Annotated in this window: 18 protein-coding genes and 1 pseudogene; 13 read left to right on the top strand and 6 right to left on the bottom strand. The window is 69.5% G+C overall.

Annotated elements, in window-relative coordinates; translation table 11 throughout:
* The first annotated feature begins 11 nt into the window (after positions 1 to 11).
* From AB0P24_RS33460 to AB0P24_RS33425, 8 genes are all read left to right on the top strand, one after another.
* On the top strand, positions 12 to 491 hold the full coding sequence (locus AB0P24_RS33460; RefSeq protein WP_365800639.1) for a hypothetical protein: 480 nt from the start codon (positions 12 to 14) through the stop codon (positions 489 to 491).
* A complete protein-coding gene (dnaN, locus tag AB0P24_RS33455) occupies positions 488 to 1,603 on the top strand; it encodes a DNA polymerase III subunit beta (protein ID WP_365800637.1) in 1,116 nt (371 codons plus the stop codon). Before AB0P24_RS33460 ends, dnaN begins: the two co-directional genes overlap by 4 nt.
* 22 nt (positions 1,604 to 1,625) lie before the next feature.
* The gene (locus AB0P24_RS33450) at positions 1,626 to 1,799 is read left to right on the top strand and encodes a hypothetical protein (RefSeq protein ID WP_365800635.1); all 174 of its coding nucleotides are present in this window, start codon (positions 1,626 to 1,628) and stop codon (positions 1,797 to 1,799) included.
* 38 nt (positions 1,800 to 1,837) lie between these two features.
* A complete protein-coding gene (locus AB0P24_RS33445) occupies positions 1,838 to 2,083 on the top strand; it encodes a hypothetical protein (protein WP_365800633.1) in 246 nt (81 codons plus the stop codon).
* 81 nt (positions 2,084 to 2,164) lie between these two features.
* Positions 2,165 to 2,494 carry a hypothetical protein gene (locus AB0P24_RS33440; protein WP_365800631.1) on the top strand — a complete coding sequence of 110 codons (330 nt, stop codon included), beginning with the start codon at positions 2,165 to 2,167 and terminating at the stop codon, positions 2,492 to 2,494.
* Positions 2,491 to 2,961 carry a hypothetical protein gene (locus AB0P24_RS33435; protein ID WP_365800629.1) on the top strand — a complete coding sequence of 157 codons (471 nt, stop codon included), beginning with the start codon at positions 2,491 to 2,493 and terminating at the stop codon, positions 2,959 to 2,961. The genes AB0P24_RS33440 and AB0P24_RS33435 overlap by 4 nt, the downstream gene beginning before the upstream one ends.
* A 263-nt stretch (positions 2,962 to 3,224) precedes the next feature.
* Positions 3,225 to 3,959: a ParA family protein gene (locus AB0P24_RS33430; RefSeq protein WP_365800628.1), complete on the top strand. Its 735-nt coding sequence runs from the start codon at positions 3,225 to 3,227 to the stop codon at positions 3,957 to 3,959.
* Positions 3,959 to 5,062 (top strand): ParB/RepB/Spo0J family partition protein, encoded by a 1,104-nt coding sequence (locus AB0P24_RS33425; RefSeq protein ID WP_365800626.1) that lies wholly within the window; start codon positions 3,959 to 3,961, stop codon positions 5,060 to 5,062. The genes AB0P24_RS33430 and AB0P24_RS33425 overlap by 1 nt, the downstream gene beginning before the upstream one ends.
* A 92-nt stretch (positions 5,063 to 5,154) precedes the next feature.
* On the opposite strand, the gene AB0P24_RS33420 is transcribed toward AB0P24_RS33425, so the two are convergent.
* Positions 5,155 to 5,376 carry a hypothetical protein gene (locus AB0P24_RS33420; protein ID WP_365800624.1) on the bottom strand — a complete coding sequence of 74 codons (222 nt, stop codon included), beginning with the start codon at positions 5,374 to 5,376 and terminating at the stop codon, positions 5,155 to 5,157.
* Positions 5,377 to 5,671: 295 nt separating this feature from the next.
* Between AB0P24_RS33420 and mobF the strand changes: the two genes are divergently transcribed.
* Entirely contained in the window at positions 5,672 to 7,621 is a 1,950-nt protein-coding gene (mobF, locus tag AB0P24_RS33415) for a MobF family relaxase (protein WP_365800623.1), read from the top strand.
* 181 nt (positions 7,622 to 7,802) lie between these two features.
* Here mobF and AB0P24_RS33410 read toward each other — a convergent pair whose 3' ends face one another.
* Positions 7,803 to 8,015, bottom strand: a complete 213-nt coding sequence (locus AB0P24_RS33410; protein WP_365800621.1) for a hypothetical protein — start codon at positions 8,013 to 8,015, stop codon at positions 7,803 to 7,805.
* 1,014 nt (positions 8,016 to 9,029) lie between these two features.
* Here AB0P24_RS33410 and AB0P24_RS33405 point away from each other — a divergent pair.
* The 3 genes and pseudogenes from AB0P24_RS33405 to AB0P24_RS33395 all read left to right on the top strand — a co-directional run.
* Positions 9,030 to 10,397 carry a replication-relaxation family protein gene (locus AB0P24_RS33405; protein ID WP_365800619.1) on the top strand — a complete coding sequence of 456 codons (1,368 nt, stop codon included), beginning with the start codon at positions 9,030 to 9,032 and terminating at the stop codon, positions 10,395 to 10,397.
* Positions 10,398 to 10,487: 90 nt separating this feature from the next.
* Complete coding sequence (locus AB0P24_RS33400; protein ID WP_161240655.1) at positions 10,488 to 10,760, top strand: hypothetical protein; 273 nt, start codon at positions 10,488 to 10,490, stop codon at positions 10,758 to 10,760.
* A 74-nt stretch (positions 10,761 to 10,834) separates the two neighbouring features.
* A pseudogene (locus tag AB0P24_RS33395) lies at positions 10,835 to 10,972 on the top strand (DUF6207 family protein); the annotation flags it as partial.
* Between the two features lie 102 nt (positions 10,973 to 11,074).
* Here the strand turns inward: AB0P24_RS33395 and AB0P24_RS33390 are convergent.
* Together AB0P24_RS33390 and AB0P24_RS33385 are read right to left on the bottom strand one after the other, a co-directional pair.
* The gene (locus tag AB0P24_RS33390; protein WP_365800755.1) at positions 11,075 to 11,872 is read right to left on the bottom strand and encodes a hypothetical protein; all 798 of its coding nucleotides are present in this window, start codon (positions 11,870 to 11,872) and stop codon (positions 11,075 to 11,077) included.
* Between the two features lie 160 nt (positions 11,873 to 12,032).
* A complete protein-coding gene (locus tag AB0P24_RS33385; protein WP_365800617.1) occupies positions 12,033 to 12,896 on the bottom strand; it encodes a DNA ligase in 864 nt (287 codons plus the stop codon).
* Between the two features lie 377 nt (positions 12,897 to 13,273).
* On the opposite strand from AB0P24_RS33385, the gene AB0P24_RS33380 reads away from it, so the two are divergent.
* A complete protein-coding gene (locus AB0P24_RS33380) occupies positions 13,274 to 14,542 on the top strand; it encodes an ATP-binding protein (RefSeq protein ID WP_365800615.1) in 1,269 nt (422 codons plus the stop codon).
* Positions 14,543 to 14,698: 156 nt separating this feature from the next.
* On the opposite strand, the gene AB0P24_RS33375 is transcribed toward AB0P24_RS33380, so the two are convergent.
* On the bottom strand, positions 14,699 to 14,881 hold the full coding sequence (locus AB0P24_RS33375) for a hypothetical protein (protein WP_365800613.1): 183 nt from the start codon (positions 14,879 to 14,881) through the stop codon (positions 14,699 to 14,701).
* Positions 14,882 to 15,847: 966 nt separating this feature from the next.
* A complete protein-coding gene (locus tag AB0P24_RS33370; RefSeq protein ID WP_365800611.1) occupies positions 15,848 to 18,358 on the bottom strand; it encodes a Helicase associated domain protein in 2,511 nt (836 codons plus the stop codon).
* Positions 18,359 to 18,778: the final 420 nt, after the last annotated feature.

Genomic DNA, 18,778 nt, shown 5'->3' with positions numbered 1-18,778 from the left:
CGGAGACCGCCGTGCCGATCCGGCCCGAGAACGTCCTCCGTTACCCGCCCGACTGGCCGGCCATCTCCCTTGCCATCAAGGAGCGGGCCGGGTGGCGGTGCGAGTGCATGGGCGAATGCGGCCGGGGCACGCACCCCGGCCGCTGCCCCAACGTCCACGAGGGCGAGGCGTACGGCACCGGCAGCATCGTCTGCCTCACCACCGCCCACCTCGATCACACCCCCGAAAACGTGGATCCCGCGAATCTGCGCGCGATGTGCCAGGGATGCCACCTGCACCTGGACGCCGGACACCACGCCGTCACCCGCGCCACGACCCGCGCCCGGGCCCTCGCCGACGCCGGGCAGCTCGCCGTCGACGTCGGCGCGGCCGCCACTCCGGTCATGCCGCCCACCCGGCCGCAGACCGCGCGCACCGCGACGGCCCGAGACTCCGAACAGCTCCCCCTCCTGCTGGACCTTCCCGAACACCCCGAAGGGACCCGCCCGTGAAACTCACCATCGAACAGGCCCACCTCGCCGCCGCCGTCGGCTACACGGCCCGCAGCCTCCCCGCCCGCCCGCCGGTACCCGTCCTGGCCGGCATCCTCCTGGACGCCCAGGAGGAGCGGCTGCGCCTCAGCGCCTTCGACTACGAGGTGTCCGCCGACACCGCCGTCCCCGCCACCGTTACCGAGGACGGCCGCGCCCTGGTCTCCGGCAGGCTGCTGTCCGACATCGTGGGCACCGTCCGCGGCGACGTGCACCTCGAACTCACCGGCCCCCGCATGGTGCTCAAGGCCGGGTCCGCCCGCTTCACCCTGCCCACCCTGCCCCTGGAGGAGTACCCGGCGCTCCCCGACCCGGGCGCCGCCGCCGGTACCCTCGCCGGTCCAGCCTTCGCCGAAGCAGTCGCCCAGGTCGCGTGCGCGGTCAGCAAGGAAGAGTCCCTTCCCACCCTGACCGGCATCGGCCTGCGCCACGACAGCGAGACCGGCACCCTCACCCTCTACGCCACCGACCGCTACCGGTTCGCCGTGCGCACCGTGCCGTGGAAGGACGCCGACCTGGCCGACTGCACCGCCGTGATCCCCGCCAAGGCCCTCACCGACGCCACCAAGGCCGCCGCCGACGAAACCACCGTCGACCTCGCCCTGCCCCACGCCAACTCGGGCCTGTTCAGCCTGCGCAGCGAGCACCACACCACCACGATCCGCGCCCTGGAGGGCGAACTTCCCAAGTACGAAACGCTCTTCCCGGACGAGTTCGCGCACGAAGCCACCGTGGAGATCACCGCCCTCAAAGCGGCCGCCCAGCGCGTCGCCCTGGTCGCCACCAGGGAGGCCCCGATCAAGCTGACCTTCACCGCCGACAACACCCTCGTCTTGGAGGGCGGCACCAGCGACGACGCCCAGGCCGTCGACAACGTCTCCACCAGCCTCGAAGGCGGCGAGCTCAGCATCGCCTTCAACCCCTCGTACCTGATCGACGGCCTCAACTCGATCGATGCCGAGTCCGTCCACTTCCAGTTCGTCTCCGCTACCAAGCCCGCCGTGATGCGCGGCGCCGGAAGCGACGACCAGGCCCTGCGCTACCTCCTCATGCCGGTCCGCCTCAGCGGCTGACCCCAGAACCGGAGGCATCCCGATGCCCGACACCCCGCGCACCGTCCTGGAGCGCTTCCCCGCCGGCGGCCCCCGCGGCTCCTGGCCCGCAGAGGAGTACGCCGCACAGCAGCGCTCCCAGGGCCAGCCCGCCCAGGTCGTCATGGACCTCCCCTCGGACACCTTCCTCGTGGTGACCGACACCCCCACCGACTGATCCGACCCCAACCGACCCTGCACACAGGAAGGCTGCCCATGGCCCGCATCAAAATCGCGATCGACCCGCTCCACGCCGACGGCACCGTCTGCACCCACGCGATCAAGCCGTCCGGCAAGCCCCGCGACCCCGAGTCCGGGTGCACCGGCCGCAAGAGCTACCAGGTCGTGTGCAGCGAGCACGGCAACGTCGGCGACCCCCACGGACTGCGAGTCCTCGCCGAACCCGCCCAGTCCGCGCACCGCGACGAACACAAGAAGGCCCCCGCGGCCGCCACTGCCTGACCCCCGCTCAACCCCGCAGCGCCCGGGGCGGCCGTCGACCTTGAGTCCGGCCGCCCCGGCGCCCTACCCGGAAGGACATCTGTGCCCCAGCCCCGCCCCACCGTCGTCGTCCTGTGCGGCTCCACCGCCTACTGGGACAAGCTCGCCGAAGCCAACCTGTACGAGACCGCCGCCGGTCGCGTCGTCCTCGCTCCCGGATGCAACCTCAAGGAACCCCACCCCTTGTGGGCCGACCAGCAGCAGGCCGACCGGCTCAAGCGGGTCCTGGACGCCCTCCACCTGCGGAAGATCGACATGGCGGACGAGGTCCTGGTAGTCAACCCCGATGGCTACATTGGCGACAGCACCGCCCGCGAGATCGACTACGCGCGCAGCCTCGGCAAGCCCATCCGGTATACGGAGCAGCCGTGACCGACTCCCCGGAGACACCTATGGACCCGGCCGCCCCGTTCACGCCGCTGCGACCGGTCGCCGACGCTCAGACCGCCCTCGTCTGCGACGAACCCGCCTGGCCGTACCGGTCGGCGTGCGCGGCCGGCGGGGGCATCGCCCGCCTACGGGTGTGGTGGGCCGGAGAGCACGGGCACGTCGCGATCGTCACCGAGACCGGCCTGGGAGCCTCCACCACCAACAGCGCGGGGGAGATCTGGGACGAGCTCACCGCCCGCTTCCCCGGCCCCCTGGTCCTGCTGGAGCACTGGCCCGCCGGAGACGGTGACGACCACGACCGCCTCGATCAGGTCGGCATGGTCGGCCGTCGCCCGACCTGGCGCCGGATCTGGCCCACCGCCCCCGCCAACCCCGACCATCACCTCTGCCAGGCCTGGATACAGGCGTACGGACACGACCTGCTCGCGATCTCCCAGCCCACCGCATAGACGACACCCCGCAATGAGGCCCTGCCCCCAACCGGTTCATACCGGGCGGGGGCAGGGCCTTTTTTGTGTTTTTGTCCCTGTGCTTCAAAACCGGGTTTTGAAGCACAGGGGGTGCCGACGCCTGGCGCGTTCTCAAAACCGGGTTTTGACGCGCCCGCTTAACGCGTGTTGTGGAGCGACGCGCGACTCATGCCATGCTGTCCCGGTCCGCTAGTACCGACCCTCCGGGCCGGGAAGCACACGGAACCCACGGAGTACCACTCATGGCACGGATCACCGCGCTCATCAACCGCAAAGGCGGGGTCGGTAAATCGACTCTCACCGTCAACACTGCGGCTATCACCGCCAACGTCCTTGGCTCCTCCCCTGAAGGCGAACCCGACTACGTGGCCGCCGTCTCCGCCGACCCCCAGGGCTCTGCCACCTGGTGGTCCGAACGAGTCGGCGACAACCTGCCGTTCTCCTTCATCCAGACCAAGTCCCGCGCAGACCTCGACTTCTTCCCCGAGCTGAAGAAGTCCCGCAAGGTCAAGCACGCATTCATCGACACCCCTGGATGGATGGACCTGCCCGAGGACGAGAAACAGCACGCCGGCGACCCCTTCGGCAACAGCGCTGCGGCCGACGCCATGCGCGCCGTCCTCGCCATCGCCGACGACATCATCGTCCCCGTCGAACCCGAGCCGCTGGGCTTCATGCCCACCCGCGACACCATCGAGGAAGTCGTCAAACCGCTCGGGCTGCCCTACTGGGTCGTCATCAACAACTGGGACCCCCGCGACGGCGAAGCCGACCTCGATCAGACCAGGGACTTCGTCCAGGCCCAAGGGTGGAAGCTCGCCAACACCGTGATCAGGCACTACAAGGTCCACACCCGCGCGGCTCTGGAAGGCACCGTCGTCACCCAGTACAAGAAGAACCGGGTGGCCATGGAGGCCCGCGAGGACTTTTACCAGCTTGCAGTCGAGATTGGCGCCGGGAAGAAGGGCGGCCGCTGATGGCGACGAAGAAGAAGGCCTGGACCGATCTACTCGGCACGGGGAGTACCTCAGACACAGCCGGGGACACCGGAGCGGCTGATGGCGGGCCCAAGGAGCCGCCAGCCACCGTGCTGATGCACACCATCGTGAGCAACCCGGAGAATCCACGGCCGGACGAGGACTACACCGACGCCGACCCCGAATTCCGGGAGCTGAAAGCCACGCTGAAGGAGATCGGCCAGCTCCAGCCGCTCGCCGTGGTCTCACGGAGCGTGTATGAGCGGGCCAAGCCGCACGTGGTGGAGCAGCTCAAGCCGAAGGACCGAGCAACCTTCCGTAAGGCCGACTGGGTTGTTGTCACCGGCAACCGGCGCCTGGCCGCCGCCCGGCAACTCGGCTGGACCCGTATCGACATCCGCGTCCAAGACCAGCTCGGGGACGAGGACGGACGTATCGACGACGCGGTCGTCATCGAGAACATCCACCGCAAGAACATCGCGCCCATAAGGGAAGCCGAGTTCCTCAAGCGGATGGTGGCCAAGCACGGGTCGCAGGAGAAGGTCGCCGAACGCATCGGCAAGACACAGGTGTACGTGTCGCAGCGGCTGTCCCTGCTGAACCTCGCCCCCGACATCCAGGACCAGGTCGACACCGGCGAGCTGAAACTCAAGGACGCCCGGCTGCTCGCCAGCCAGACTGAGGATCCTGCAGAGCAACGGGCACGAGTCGCCGAAATCAAGCGGAAGGCGACTGAGCCGAAGCCCCCGCGGAAGCGGAGGACGGTTCAAAACCCGGTTTTGGACGGAGAGCAGGCAGAGAGCGACACGTCGAACGCGTCGCCTGCGGACGGCCAACCAGTCCTGACCACGGACCAGGTGGAACCGGCAGCCACGAAGCATGAGCAGCTGGACAACGTGGCCGTTCAGCCGTCCGTTCCCGGGCAGGCCAGCCCTGCCGAAACGGCGACTGGCGGCAGGGAGCAACAGCCCAAGCTATTTCCCTACAAGGACGGAGTGGAAGCGGCGCAGCACCTGATCCTCAAGATGCCGCCGGACGAGTTCACCAAGATGCTGGACCTGCTCATTCGGCATAGAGACGACCAGGCCGTTTCTGCCGGTTGACCGAGCCTCAGCGAGGGGCCGCGCTCTGCCGACCACGAGGGCCGGTTTCCCAACTTTGGGAAACCGGCCCTCCAGCGTTCACGCCCGCCCTGCTACTCCTGGAACTCCTTGCTCTTCACGCCGTAGAACGTAGGCTTCGCAGGCCGGACCGTGGACTGCTCCAGCGTGTCGGCGAGCGGGGCGAACGTCTCGCTGCGCCGGACGACGTTGAGGAACTTGCCCAGTGCCTCCTTGTCCTCCCACAGCTCCGACACGGTGCTGAAGATCAACGACTTCAGGCGCTCCAACTCGGTCCCGGCCTCGTTCGCTGCCACGGCTGCCCCTCCTGGTCATCGGAAACGATCAGCCAACCAAGCTGCGCTCGTGGCCCGCAAGACCGCCTTCGGCCAGGGATCGATGGGACGTCGTGCGCGCGCCCGTCGGGTGCCCTGTGGCGTGGATCGGGGTGTTGGTGAAGTCCGACCGGAGAGCGTTGACACTCGTGCGCCGGCCGGAGCTGCTTCCCGCCTGGCGGGCACCTGAGAAGAAAGTTCGGCTGCTGCTCCCGCCCGGTGGGACACAACGCGGATCGGGCTTTTCTTGCAGGTCAGGGCCGTGTGGCGTGTCTGCATGACGATGAATATCGCGCTGATCACTGCCGGGCAGATGTACCGCTACTACTTGCGCCAGGTCGTCTTCGGCGACAGTCGGCGCCCGGCACGCACGCCGCTCGCCAAGGCGCAGGAGGAGGCCGGTGTCCCAGTTGGCCGATGGATGGGCCGTGGGCTCGCGGCCCTCGGGCTGGCCGCGGGGGACGTCGTCACCGAGGCGCAGCTGCGGAACCTGTTCGGGGAGAGAGGCCGGCACCCGCACGCGGATCTGATCGAGGCCGACCTGCTGGCTGCGGGCAAGTCACCGAAGGCAGCGTGGAAGGCCGGCGCCCTCGGTCGCCGGGTGAAGGTCACGGGCTTCGACCTCGTCTTCCGTCCGCAGCCGACGATCTACCTGCTGTGGGCGCTGGGTGATGACGAGACCCGGCGGGTGATCGAGGCCGCGCACGAGCGGGCGATCGAGAGGGTGCTGGAGTGGATCGAGGACCAGGTGGCGGTGATCCGCTTCGGCAAGGACGGCGTCTACCAGGTCCGGCCGCCCGGCGGTCTGGTCGCCGCCAGCTTCCGCCACTACGAGGCCCGGTCGGGAATGCCGCTGCTCCATGACCATCTGCTGCTGTCGGTGAAGGGGCAGCGTCTGGACGGGACGTGGGGATCGGTCCACTCGGAGGTCATGTTCGAGAACACCGTCGCCGCGTCCGCGCTCTACAACGAGATCGTGATGGCTGAGGTGTGTGAGGCGCTGGGGCTGGCCTCCGAGCCGCGCACCGTCACCGCCGGGCGCCGCCCGGTGATGGAGATTGCCGGGGTGCCGCACGAGCTGATCCGCTGGACCTCACGGCGCAGCGACCAGATAGCCGCCTGCCGGGCCGACCTGGAGCACGAGTACGTCACCGCCGTCGACGACGACGGCAACCTGAAGTTCGCGCCCGAGGTCTCCGAGAAGGCCCGCGCCAAGCTGAACGCGATGGCGGCGAAAATGACCCGCCAGCCCAAGCAGCAGGCCCGGCCGCTCGCGCAGCTGCGCGAGGACTGGCAGGCAGGTGCCCGCGCGTTCCTCGCCGACGCCGCCTACCTCATCGACTCCCTCCTCGATCGCGCCCGCGCCGCAGCCCGGACGATCCGGGCCCGGGTCGCCGCCGTGGTCGACGTCGCCCTGGCGGCCGTCGACGTCACCGCGATGGTGTTCGTGATGAACAAGGACGGCTACTTCCACCGCCGGCAGCTGCTCGCCGAAGCCCGCCGTCATCTCGCCCTCGTCCTGCGCGGCCGCCGCCGCGCACCGGGCCTGGACGAGAAGATCGTGGACGCCGCCATCGCCACGCACTGCCTGGACATCAGCGAGCCGAAGACACTGCGCGGCCGCATGCCGGCCTACCGCTTCTACACCGCCCGCTGGTCCCTGGCCGACCCGCCCACCCGCCGCCCACCGGGCGCCGAACCCGGGACCGACCGCCAGCCACCGGCCGGCCCCGGCGACCCGGATATGCCGCGCCTGCCCCTGGAGTCGGGGGAGTGGGACATCCCGCGCGTCCCGCTGCTCTACCAGCGTGCGGTCATCGCCTCCACCGTTCTGGGCGCCCGGCTGCGTACCGCGCGCCGCACCGGCCGCGCCCTGTACGACGACGTCGTGGCGCACCAGCAGGCGGCGATGCCCGAGCAGCTCCTCATCCCGTTCCCGGACGCCGACGAAGACGCTGGCCCCGGGCTCCGGCCGGCACTCGACATGACGGCGGTGCGGGCCCTGAAGAAGTCCCGAACGGACGTGGAAGCCCTCGATCTCACTGCCGAGCGGCTGTGCCACCTTCAGGATGCCTTCACCGCGGCGGCCGACCGGGCCCGCGCCACCATGGACCGCTACGCCAGCCGAAACGATGCCGATGGACCGCACCCGGTGCGCGAGGACGACCAGCAGGCGCACCACCCGCAGCAGCCCGGCCCGCGCCGTGGCCGGGAGACCGGCCACTGAGTGCACCGACGCCGCGCACCCGATGCCGCGGTGCCCATCGACGATGCCCGGCATCCCCGGCCGGGAGTGCACTGCATCGTGCGGGAGTGCTCGGCATCGCCGGGGACGATGCCGAGCATCCAGTCGATGCGCACCCGCCGCGTTTCCCCTTGACACAGCGCTGTGTCAAGGGGAAACGCACCTACGCCGCGTGGGCCCGCTCAAGGCGCTCGGTGCGCATCGTCTTCAGGGTGTCGACGATGTCCTCGCCCTCCTGCCGCAGGACGCTGTCGGTGAACCGGATGATGGTGTTGGCGACGCCCCAGATCGCGCTGGGGACGCACTCATTCGTCCACTGCTGCAGCGCGGCCAGCAGGATGCCCCGACCTCGTCCAGGGCGAAGGAGTCCGCGCACGGATCGGCGTCGGCCGCCAGGTCCGTGACGGGGAGGATGATGTCCTCAGCCAGCCGCAACAACAGGACGGCCGGCGCCGCAACAGCCCTCGTCCGGTCGAAGACGGCGGCCACGGCGCGCTCGCTGTCGGCCTTTATCGCCAGGATGTACTCGAAAGCGAGCTCCACCTCTTCGGGTGTCAGCGGCGTGCGGGGCTGCTCCAGGTGCGGCATCCGGATCTCCTCAACAGGCTGTCGCCGTGCCGATCACGACGACTGATCAGATGTTCCGGCCGGGTCCCTGTGGATAAGGTCCGGAGATTTCTCCCCCCTCCAAACCGGGGCGAACTGGTGCCGCAAGGGTTGAAGCGGGCCCCCTTGTCGACCGTGGTCGGCCCAACCACCAGCCCGACCACGGACCCCTTGTCCGATGCGGCGCGGGCGGCCAGGAGCGCACGTTTCTCCTTGACCAACTTCGCTACCGGCCGCCGTCAGGTCGCGGACAAGGGGTGGGTATTCACGATGGCCGCCACGCGCCCGCAGGAGGGGCATACAGCGGCCACCGAGCCATCGGGGCGGCTTCTCCCTCGCGCGGGCGTGCCACCGGCCGTCACAGGGCCGGTGAAGGACGCCAGGACGCAAGGGAGAGACCCAAGATGATGACCCAACACAGGCGCCCGCCGTACCCTGACCGCACCGCCGACCGGCGAACCGCGCGAGAAGGGCTGGCCGGTCGGACAGGCCGCCGCAGTCTCCTACCGCCGGCGCTTGCGATCCCACTGCCGTACCCACTTCCGTGCCCGGCACGAGAGCGGACCGCATTTCCCCTGGCCACCACGGCGTTCCCGGGCTGTGGCGCGCTGTCACAACCCTCTTCTCTCCTCCTCTCACTGACCAAGCTCTGGGAAATAGGTGGGGGTGGGGTGTCAGTGGTGGAGGCGATCATCGGGTTCAGGGCGCGCCTGGTGCCCTCTGCGGCCGGGCGGGGCCGGCGCCCGGCCGGTGGCCGGACGCGGACGACGGGAGGGCGGGGCTGATGGCGGGCAAGCGCAAGACGAACGAGGCGGGATCGTCGACCGGGCTGCGCGCCGATGTGCTGCGCGTGCTCGGAGTGCTCAAGGCCGCGACGGCGGACCAGATCCAGCGCCTGTCCTCACCGCACCTGACGTACCGGCACACCCTCAAGGAGACGGCAGCCGAGCGGAAGGAGGCGCGCACCGCCTCCCATCGCGGCGCGCTCAACGATCTGCGCAGGCACGGCCTGTCCGTCGACGGCGGCCGCACCCGAGGCGGGGAAGAGGTGCGGCTGCTCACCAAGGACGGGCTGGCCGCCGCCGGCCTCGAGTTGGACCGGGGGCCGGAGGAGATGGGCGGCATGCCCAAGAGCGCGGGCCGCTCGGGTGCGTCGCACGCGATGACGGTCAACGAGACGGTCATCGCGATGATCCGCCCGAAGCCCGACCTCGCCCTGGTGACCGGTGAGCCGACCGAAGCCATCGCGGCCGCCCAGGCCTTCGTCGACGCCCCCGACGGAATCGGCACCATCACCTCCTACGCCACCGAGGTCGCCCTCCCGGCGACCGGCACCTGGAGGAACCCCGGCGTCGGGTGCGCGTGGGCCGACATCGTCCTCACCGCTCCGGAGGTGGGGCTGCCGCTGTTGTTCATCGAGGCCGACAACTGCACCGAGGAAGCCCCGATCATCGCGGCGAAGTTCGACAAGTACATGCGCCACTTCCACCGGATGGTGAAGGACACCGACGGCAGAGACAAGCCGATGTGGCGCACCCGCTGGTCCGCTCACGATCCTCAGTGGGGCGATGCGACGCACCCGCCGGTCCTGCTCGTCTTCCACCAGGTCGGCAAGCGGCCCGCGCTGCAGCAGATGAAGAACGTCGCCGCCCTCACCCGCGAGCACTGGCAGGGCCAGTGGGCCGACGGCTTCCACCTCTACAACCAGAAGATGCCGATCGTGGCGACCACGCTGGAGCTGCTGCGCGAGCACGGCCCGGCCGGGCCCGCGTTCTGGCGTTTCGGCCGCGAGGACCGACAGAACCTGTGGGAGGCGATCGGCAACCCCCGCCGGGACGCCGCCCTCGCCCGCCTTGCTGAAGAGGGCCGGCGCCGTCTCGCGCAGGAAGCCGCCGAACGCGAGGCGCAGCGCCCCGTGTGCGCGGACTGCGGACAGAAGTTCACCGACGACCGGTGGAAGGCCAGCATCGTGGTCGACTGGGGCTGCGGGGACAGTCACCCGCACCTGTGCGACGACTGCAAGGCCCGGGCAGTCGAAGCGGAGCGGCAGGCGGCACAGGCCGAACACGAGCGCCAGGAGCAGGAGCGCCAGGAGACGGAGACGGCGCAGGCATCGAAGGCCGGCGGCTGGCTCGGACGCTGGCGCAGCTGACCCGGGCACGCCACCCCGCCAGCGCGGAGGCTTGCCCAGGGCCGCCTGGGCAAGCCCGCGTTGTCGGTAGCGGCTGCGAGGCTGGAGGGCATGGACAGCGACGATGAGCAGCTGCTGCGTGGCCGGATCTATGGAGCCGACCACGACCACCCGGGGCCGAAGCCGGGCCGCAGCTACGCCGAACTGGTGGGCGGGCCGCTGGACGGACTGCTCCTCGACATCACCGGCTGGAGGCCGGAGGAGATCAGCGACGGTGTCTCCCTCCAGACCGAGCTCGGGCAGTTCGGCCCCGGAGGCCGGGCGCTGTACGACCCGCGCCCCGGAGACCCGGCCCGCTGGGACTGGGGCGGCGACAGCCCCTGACGGCCCGCCACTCGGTCGGGTGAAGACACGGCAGCGGCGGAACTCTCCCCGGTCGCCCGGGCGTAGAGCCGTACATGAACCCGATCAACGAGGCACACGTGAGCGAGCCCGGCCTCCTGGTCGTCGACGTCGCGGCCGCCGACGACGCCACCGCCCTGGCCTTCCAGCAGCTGCTCGCCGATCGGTGGGCGACGTCGCCCGCACAGCACACGACTCGGGACGCCGGCGAGCCCGGCGTACGGCTGCGCTGCTACCTGGACCTGCGCCAGTCGCTCGACTCGAAAGCGGGTGCCGCTGCGGGCACCCTGCCGCGCCTACTTCTTCCGGATGCTGCCGCTAGAGATCCAGTGGACCAGGATCGCGGCCGTGTGCACGGCCGTTTCCGCAGCCTCCTGGGTCACGGGAGCGCTGGTGGGTCCTCCCGCATGGCGATCCCGCTGCCCGTGCCAGAGCAGGCTGATCATCGCGACGACCGCGTCAATGTCTGCAGGCGCCCCCGTCTTGTCGGAGATGACCATCTCGTACTTGTGCCGCCCCTGATCCAGGTGAGCACGCACCTTGCCGAGGGTGGGCTCGGGCGCGTTGGGAAGGAAGAGCGGGTTGGCGACGGCCTCAACGGCCTTGAGAGCACGGGAGTAGGCGGCACTCGGGTCGGGCTTGATCCCGTACGCCTCGGAGAACGCTGCACGCAGGTGATCGGCCGCCGTCTCCGCCTTCGCAGCCCCAGCGTCCACGGCCTTGTCATACGTGGCGTGGAGTGTCTCGTCCATCCGGCGTTCGAGCCTGCTGCCGTCTTCGGACACTGCGAATGCTGAGTCCCCCTCGCGCAGGATGCCTTCCAGCTGGCGGGCATATGAAAGGGCCGTTTGGCGGTGCTGCCAGTGCGCCCCCTGCAGCGCTTGCTGTACGCAGCCCAGAGTGGCGTCGATGACCTCCAGACGCAGCATCGGGTTCATCCGGTCGTCCAGATTGGCCAGCTCGGCATACGGGTCGCGGCTCTTAAGGAACCGGGAATGCAGCTTCAGCCGCACGGCGACGGGTGTCGCCATGTCGTAGTTGCGCAGCACCTCGTACAGCCAGTCACGGATGGGCACGTCGATGTGGTCCGGCACGCCCTCAACCCACAGGGGCTCTGGCTCGGTCTTCCCCGCCAGACGGTCAGTCAGCCGTCTCCATGTGCTTGTCACAGGTCGACTGTAGGGCGGCAGGTGAAGAGATCACGACCGACTTCTTCAGAGGCAGAAGCGTTGACCACCATGGTCCTGTCGTGGCTCAGCGCAGGCGGACCACGGTGACAACCGCGTGCCGGGTCGTGCCCGCCACGACCTCCACCACCACGTCGCCGACGGCGGGCGTGTAGGAGTCGCCGGCCTTCGTGAACGCCCTCCCGGGCCTGGGTACCAGGCGCGGGCCGATGACGGACGCGAGTGCCGTGGTCAGCCGCTGGGACAGCGCGACCCGTCCGTCGGACAGCTGTACGGCGAGCGCCTTCGGGTGGAGGGCACTGCCGGTGAACCCGACCACGGCCGCGTCGACGGTGTCCGCGTGCCTGATCTTCGCCCAGATCCGGCCCGCCTTATAGGCCCCTCGCAGCGGTTTCGCCACGATCCCCTCCACGCCTGCTCCCTCGAGCGCCGCGTACCAGAGCAGGGCCTCGTCCAGGTCGGTGGTCGACCACACCGGCACGATCGACGGACCGGCGTCGGCGAGCACGTCCAGGAGGACCTGGCGGCGCTCCACGTAGGGACGCGGGCGCAGGTCAGGAAAGCCCGCCGCAGGATGGGCCAGGACGTCGAACGCCACGTACGTCGCGGGGTGCCGGTCGGCGAGTTCCCGTGCCCGGCGCGGCCTGGAGAGCGCGCGGGACTGCGCTGCCTCGAAGCTGATCCGCGCGTTGCCGTCGGCGTCGGAGAGGTACACCACTGCCTCGCCGTCCAGGATCACGCCGGGCGGCAGGCGCATGGCGGCCACGGCCAGGTCCATCCAAAGTGCGGTGACGTCGCGGCCGGTGCGCGACTGCAGCCGGACACTGTCCTGGGTCCGCCACAGCACGGTCCGGTGGCCGTCGACCTTGATCTCGTAGGCCCACGGCCCCGTCGGAAGCTGCGTCACCGGGCGGGCCAGGGCGACGTCCACGGGCCACTCCACCCCCTCAGCCTGCGCCCCTGGGACACCGGCCGCCTGCTGGCTACTCCCGCGCTGCCAGCAGGCGGCCCGGGCGGCGAGGCCGCTGCGGTACGGCCGCGCCGCCGCACGGCGCGAGCCCGGCCGCGCTGAGCGAACCGGGCCCTGAAGTGGTCTGTGGTGCTCTCGACTTTCTGCTGAGCGTCTCGCCGAACCGCCCGGCTGTCATCACCCACACGAGTGGCCCGGCGAACGGAGAGGAAATCCGAAGCATGGCCCTCACTGCTTCGCTAGCTTGGCCTGGTGACACCTTCGACCCACACACGTCCAACGGATGGGCGGCTCGCATGACATCCGCGGCTTCGCTGTTCGCCTGCCGTCCTGCGGACGTGACCCTGGAGCGCGTTCGCGAGCTGGTTGCCATCGGCCAGCCCGAGAGCCTGACCTTGGAGTACAAGGAGAAATACACCCCCAGGATCCCGACCTCGGTCGCAGCGATGGCCAACAGCTACGGCGGCGTCATCCTGGTCGGCGTCACCGAGAGCAACGTCGACGACCGGGTCGTCGGCGTTCCGGAGGGCACGATCGTCCAGATCGTCAACGGCTGCCACCAGACGCTGGAGCCGCCCTGGGAGCCGGAGATCATCCCGGTGCCCCTGCCGGAGACCGAGGGCCGGATGATCCTGGTCGTCCGAGTCGACCCGGCGAAGGCATCGCGCCCGCTTCTGATCCAGGGGGCCGCTCCGATCCGGCTGCACGGACGCAACTCGGTAGCGGACCGCGCGGGGCTCGCACGGCTGATCAATGAGGCCACGCCCCAGGCTGTGGCGGCCGGACTGCGGTTGCCACCGGCTGACCTGCCCATGGACGACCAGGGCAAGCCGAGCGCCGACTTCCTCGTGCGTACGGGGATGTTCGTGCCGGTCGATGCGGCGGCCACCTGGCGCCCGCTGTCGGAGCGCAACGTGCAGGCCTTCGCCGACGCGCTGAACAACTCGCCTCTTCACCAGGCCCTGTTCCGCTGGTGCGCATCGATCGGCGAGGGTGGCATGAACCCTTTCCACCGGTCGGGATTCAACAGGGCCCGCAGGGTCCGGCTTTTGTGGCAGGGGGGTCCGGATGGAGCGCCGGCCTACCCGTTGGAGGCTGTGGCAAGGATCGACCTGCCGGATGCTTACGGAGCCCCGGTCTCGCACCTGCAGGTCTCCCTCGAAGTCGTCGCGCGCTTCCAACACGCCTTTGGCCGCTCAGCGCCCCTGTCCGTCGCCCGCCTGCACGAGCTGGTCGACGCTCTGACAGCCTCGCTGGTCGATGACAAGGTCACCGGAGCACTCGCCGCTCTGGCGGGTGTCGATCCTCTCGTGATGCCCCAGCCGCTTGGCCTGGACTTCCTCAGCAGCACGGACATGCCGGACCTGCTCGCCGGGAACGGACTGGCCTCGGTGCCGGACGCCGGCACCTCCCGAGGAGCCAACCTGCTCGCTGACCCGGGCGTCGACCAGCGAGACGCGGCGGAGCGCCGTGCGCTCATCGACAGCTGGCTCCAGCAGATCAGCCTGGACGCCGGCCTGCTCGGTATGGAGAAGGTCCTGGAACAGCTCCACGGCACCTCCCTTGAGCAGCAACTGCGCCGTCCTCACCGCACAGACGCTCTGTAAGGAATTGGGCGACGCCGCACCCAGCCCGACTTCCGCGGAGGCGGGACGCGGCGCGCGGGGGAGCCGGCCACCGCTGTATCCAGCTCGAGGATCGCCTGTAGCAGGCCGACGACCGTAAGGCTGCCGTCGGCCATGCTTTGGTCCCTCTGTCGGCTGTCAGCGCGACTGGATCCAGAGGCTGCCGTACGCGACGACGGCGCCGCCGACCGCGGTTGCGGCCCCTCGGATCAGATGCAGGCCGGCCTCGTTGCGGATCCGCCGGGCACGCTTGGCCCACCGGGTCCTCGATGGGAGGGGTTCCGGGTCCGGGCTGTTGCCCGTACGCTCGGACTTGGACATGAGCTTCTCCTTCGTCGGGGACGTTCGGTCTTCTGCAGACGGCTCCCTGCCCACCAGGGGGCCGTCGCCGTTTCCGACGACAGCCGTGCCGTTTGTCCGCCTGTTGAGACACCAACGCGTCCCGTGGGGCGGCTGAGAGCAACAAAAGCACCCTGAATAGCGCCCTGACCAGCGGAAACAGTGCTTTGGTCAACAAAGTTCTTCTGTGTTTTTGTGTGGCCAACCAGGCAGAAGACGTGTCTTCCAAGGTCTTCACAGGTCCTTGTGGGGCGAGGCTTGTTCTTTGCAGTTTTCAATGGGTGTCATGCCGGGGCTAAGCTAGGCTCTTTGAGTTCAAATGGGCTTTGATGAGCTGGAGTTGGACGTGCCCCAGGTGTTGCGAATGCCGAGCTTGGATGAGCTCCCGCATGGGTCCAGAAGGAACTTCGTGGGCGAGCTGCACACCTACTTCCGCGCGGCAGGGCGTCCCTCGCCAGCCAGCATCGCGGCAGCTGTTGCTCAATTGCGTGGTCCCGCCCCCGTGACCGTGAGCCGTGAGACGGTCCGGAGGCTGCTCAAAGGCGAGACCACCAGCACCTGGCCCAAGGTCAAAGCGGTACACGAGGTTCTCTGCCGCATGGCCGACCAGGACCCGACGTGGAGAAGATTCTCCGACTCCAACGACTACGACGAGGAAGACGACACCCGCACGCTTCGCGAATACCTACGCGATCTGTGGAACGACGCCGTTGAGGGTGTTGAACCTGATGCCGAGGCGGGCCACCCTCAGCTGGCGCCGGTTCCGCAGGCGTCACCGCCGCCCGCCCCGACCGGGGGATGGGGGCCGGCTCCGCAGCTGTCACCGCCGCCAGCCACAACTGGGGGGTGGGGTTCAGGGGGAGCCAACGGCGGGTACAGCGATGAGCCTCCTTTCTGAGCTGGGGTGGCACCGGCACGCCCGACATCGCTCCAACTGAGCTATCGCTGCTATGCCCACCGCATCCCGATCGCGGACAGCTGCTCGCGCCGGTCCTCCGACAACGTCGCTGCACGCGAGCGCTGGTTTCCGACCCATGCCCCCAGACGGAACTGCAGTTCCCACCCCTCGTCCGAGAGCACGGTCTCCACGTGCTTGCGAGGGACGTTCAGATGGCCTTCACGCTCGTAGAACTGCCTCGCGGCTGCCAGGTTGGCGGCCCACTTGTGGCCCTGCGTACGGCGCGGCTTCGGCTTCTCGTCCTCGGTGGCGGGCTCGATCCCGAGGACCTGCTCCAGCATCCACTGCTGCACTCCGGTGAGCTTGTCCCAGCCCAGCCGCTGGGCACGCACCCACCGCCCGAGGTCCTCGCCCTGGCGCAGGACGTCACCCGGCTCGGTCGGCAGCGCCCCGCCTTCGTCCAGGTGCAGCCGGGTGAGGTGAAACGCCCGCTGCCACTCCACCGGCCAGGTGGGACACCACGAGGCATCGATCTCCTCCAACTGCTCGCGCCGGTCCTCCGATAGCGCGCCGGCCACCGATCCCACCGGCAGGCCCTCGGCGCGCCGCTGCTCGATCTCGGCTGCCTTGCGGGCGGCGGCCCGGGCGTTCTTGAGCCAGATGCCCACCTTCGCGCCCTGGTAGGTGGCGTCCAGCGGGGCTAGGAGGTGCCCGTTCTCGGCAGCCCAGCCGCGGGCTGCGGCCAGGCCCTCCTCCCATGCGACGTCGAAGTGCGACCACACCATGCCCAGCTTCTCCAGCTGCTGTACGCGGTCCTCGTCCATGTCCCCGCGGGCGTAGAAGCGGCGGGCATCCGCGATCCACTGCCCCAGCGGGAAGTTGGCCAGCGCGGCCGGCCACCCCTCAGCCTGAGCCTCCTCACCCGCAGGCACCCGGTACGTGAACGGCACCTTCAGGTCGCCGACGTCCCGCGCGTACAGCACGGAGGCCTCGATGCCGCGCCGCCAGTGCTCGTGCTCGGGGTTGAGGACCCGCAGGTTGATGAACGCGGCCAGCTGCGCCGGGTCACGCGGCGTGGAGAACTTCAGCAACGCCTTCGCCGACGCGGACGGCCCACCGTCCCCGCCCCCGCTCTTCTCCTTGCCCTTGGCGTCCTTCTGGACGGGCTTGTAGCGACTCGGAGCCTGCTGCTGCGCCAACTGCTCCACGATGCGGGTGTCGTGCGCCCTGAGCGCCTCCAGCAGCTTCGCCAGCCCGCCGAACGCCCGGCTCGTCAGCATGTTGTCCGCCGTCTCCCCGGGCGCCAGCAGCACCGGCACCACGAGCGACGCCATCTTGCCCTCGCCAGGCTGCATCCGCAGCGCACGGCCCACCGCCTGGACCAGGTCCGGCATCGAGCCGCGCACGTCCGCGAAGTACACGGAGTCACAGTTTCGGGTGTCGACCCCCTCGCCCAACACCTTCACCGAGCTGAGAAATGCCTTCTCCACCACCGTGCCGTCCGTGGCGATCAGAGAGGAGAACTCCCCGAGCACGCGCCGGCGGTGGAGCGCCTTGTGATCGCCGCACAGCCAGTCCGCCCACACAGTCGCCGGGTACAGCTCGGGATCGGCGGCGTGCAACTGCGCCGCGACATCCGGCACTCCGGCCGAGAACGCTTCGGCCTCCTTGACGACGTGGTGGAACACGAGCGTGCGCTTGAAGGCTTCCTCGGCTGACGCCTTTACCAGGGCTGTCTGGAGCGCGGCGAGCCGGGCCCCGCGCATCTCGTCCGACCGGCCCTCGGCACCCAGCAGCATGGCGGCCTGGAACTGCGTGTCGGTGATGTCCACGCACACCACCTGGTACGGCGCACAGATGCCCCGGTCGATCGCCTCCGACAGCGTCAGCGTGTAACACCGGCTGCCGAACGGGCCGTCCGGGTCGTCCTCCATGCTCGCCACCAGCTCACCCGGCGCACCCTGCTCCTGGTCCTCGTCCAGCTGCCACAGCCGGGGCGTGGCCGTCATGTACAGCCGCCGCAGCGACGGGATGCGGGTGTTGTCGTGAACGACCGCCCACGGCTTGCCGATCCGGCCCGAAGTCCTGTGCGCCTCATCGACCACGATCAGGTCCCACGCCGAAAGGCCGGCGGCATGCGCCCGCTCCAGCGTGCCCAGACCCAGGCTGGCGTACGTGGCGTACACGGTGACCTTCTCCAGGCCCCTCGTCCACTCCACCAGCTCGTCCACGTCCGTGGTGTTGGGGAAGGACACCTCCTCACCCCGCAGGGAGGAGACCCCGATCACCGGGCCCCTGCGGCCTCCCTCACGCCACGCAGCCTCGGTCTGGGCGAGCAGATCGAGCGAGGGCACGAGGACCAGCACACGGCCCGCGTGGAGCTCTTCCGCGCTCCGGACCGCCACCCGGGTCTTCCCGGACCCGGTCGCCATGATCACCTGTGTCCGCAGACCCCGCTCCGGCACCAGCGATCTTGCAGGGAGTTCGAGGGCACGCAGTACCGCATCAATGGCTTCTCGCTGGGCGGCCTCGCGCTGATCTACGCGGTTCGTGGTCGACATTCCGGTCTGCTTTCTCCTGGGTGATGCCCGGTCGGTTCGAGTGGCGGGAAACGGGAAACCTGCACGTAGAAGGGCCTCAAGGGCTACGGTGTGAGGGGCTCGGCTGGCTGATTGCCCTGCCCTGCCGAAGCACTCGCAAGAGTCTTGAGCGGATCTCTATAGGCCTCCGAGCGTTCCAATGGTGGTGCGCTCTGAGTCCAGAGTCTATCTCGCACTTCAAAACGAAGCAGAGACAATGGATAAAATCCCTCGAACGTGGCGCGATCCTGTTAGTCTGGCCCTATTGAGACCGGAAAGCAGCCTGACGGGAAGTCACGCGATCGTGGTTTCAAGTCCCCTCGCATCCATGCGTCCCTGACTCTCCGTCACCCCCTCCGGGCCCCCGATTCGGCTCGCGCCCGCTTTCCCGCCCCCTGGCCT

The organism is Streptomyces sp. NPDC086519 (genome assembly GCF_040686075.1).
GTDB lineage: Bacteria > Actinomycetota > Actinomycetes > Streptomycetales > Streptomycetaceae > Streptomyces > Streptomyces shenzhenensis.
This window is presented reverse-complemented; position numbering and strand designations above follow the sequence as displayed.

Coding starts and splice junctions, on each gene's coding strand:
- AB0P24_RS33400 (WP_161240655.1), top strand. CDS start 10,488: ATGGACAGCGACGATGAGCAGCTGCTGCGTGGCCGGATCTATGGAGCC.
- mobF (WP_365800623.1), top strand. CDS start 5,672: ATGACGATGAATATCGCGCTGATCACTGCCGGGCAGATGTACCGCTAC.
- AB0P24_RS33450 (WP_365800635.1), top strand. CDS start 1,626: ATGCCCGACACCCCGCGCACCGTCCTGGAGCGCTTCCCCGCCGGCGGC.
- AB0P24_RS33370 (WP_365800611.1), bottom strand. CDS start 18,358: ATGTCGACCACGAACCGCGTAGATCAGCGCGAGGCCGCCCAGCGAGAA.
- AB0P24_RS33405 (WP_365800619.1), top strand. CDS start 9,030: ATGGCGGGCAAGCGCAAGACGAACGAGGCGGGATCGTCGACCGGGCTG.
- AB0P24_RS33430 (WP_365800628.1), top strand. CDS start 3,225: ATGGCACGGATCACCGCGCTCATCAACCGCAAAGGCGGGGTCGGTAAA.
- AB0P24_RS33445 (WP_365800633.1), top strand. CDS start 1,838: ATGGCCCGCATCAAAATCGCGATCGACCCGCTCCACGCCGACGGCACC.
- AB0P24_RS33425 (WP_365800626.1), top strand. CDS start 3,959: ATGGCGACGAAGAAGAAGGCCTGGACCGATCTACTCGGCACGGGGAGT.
- AB0P24_RS33375 (WP_365800613.1), bottom strand. CDS start 14,881: ATGTCCAAGTCCGAGCGTACGGGCAACAGCCCGGACCCGGAACCCCTC.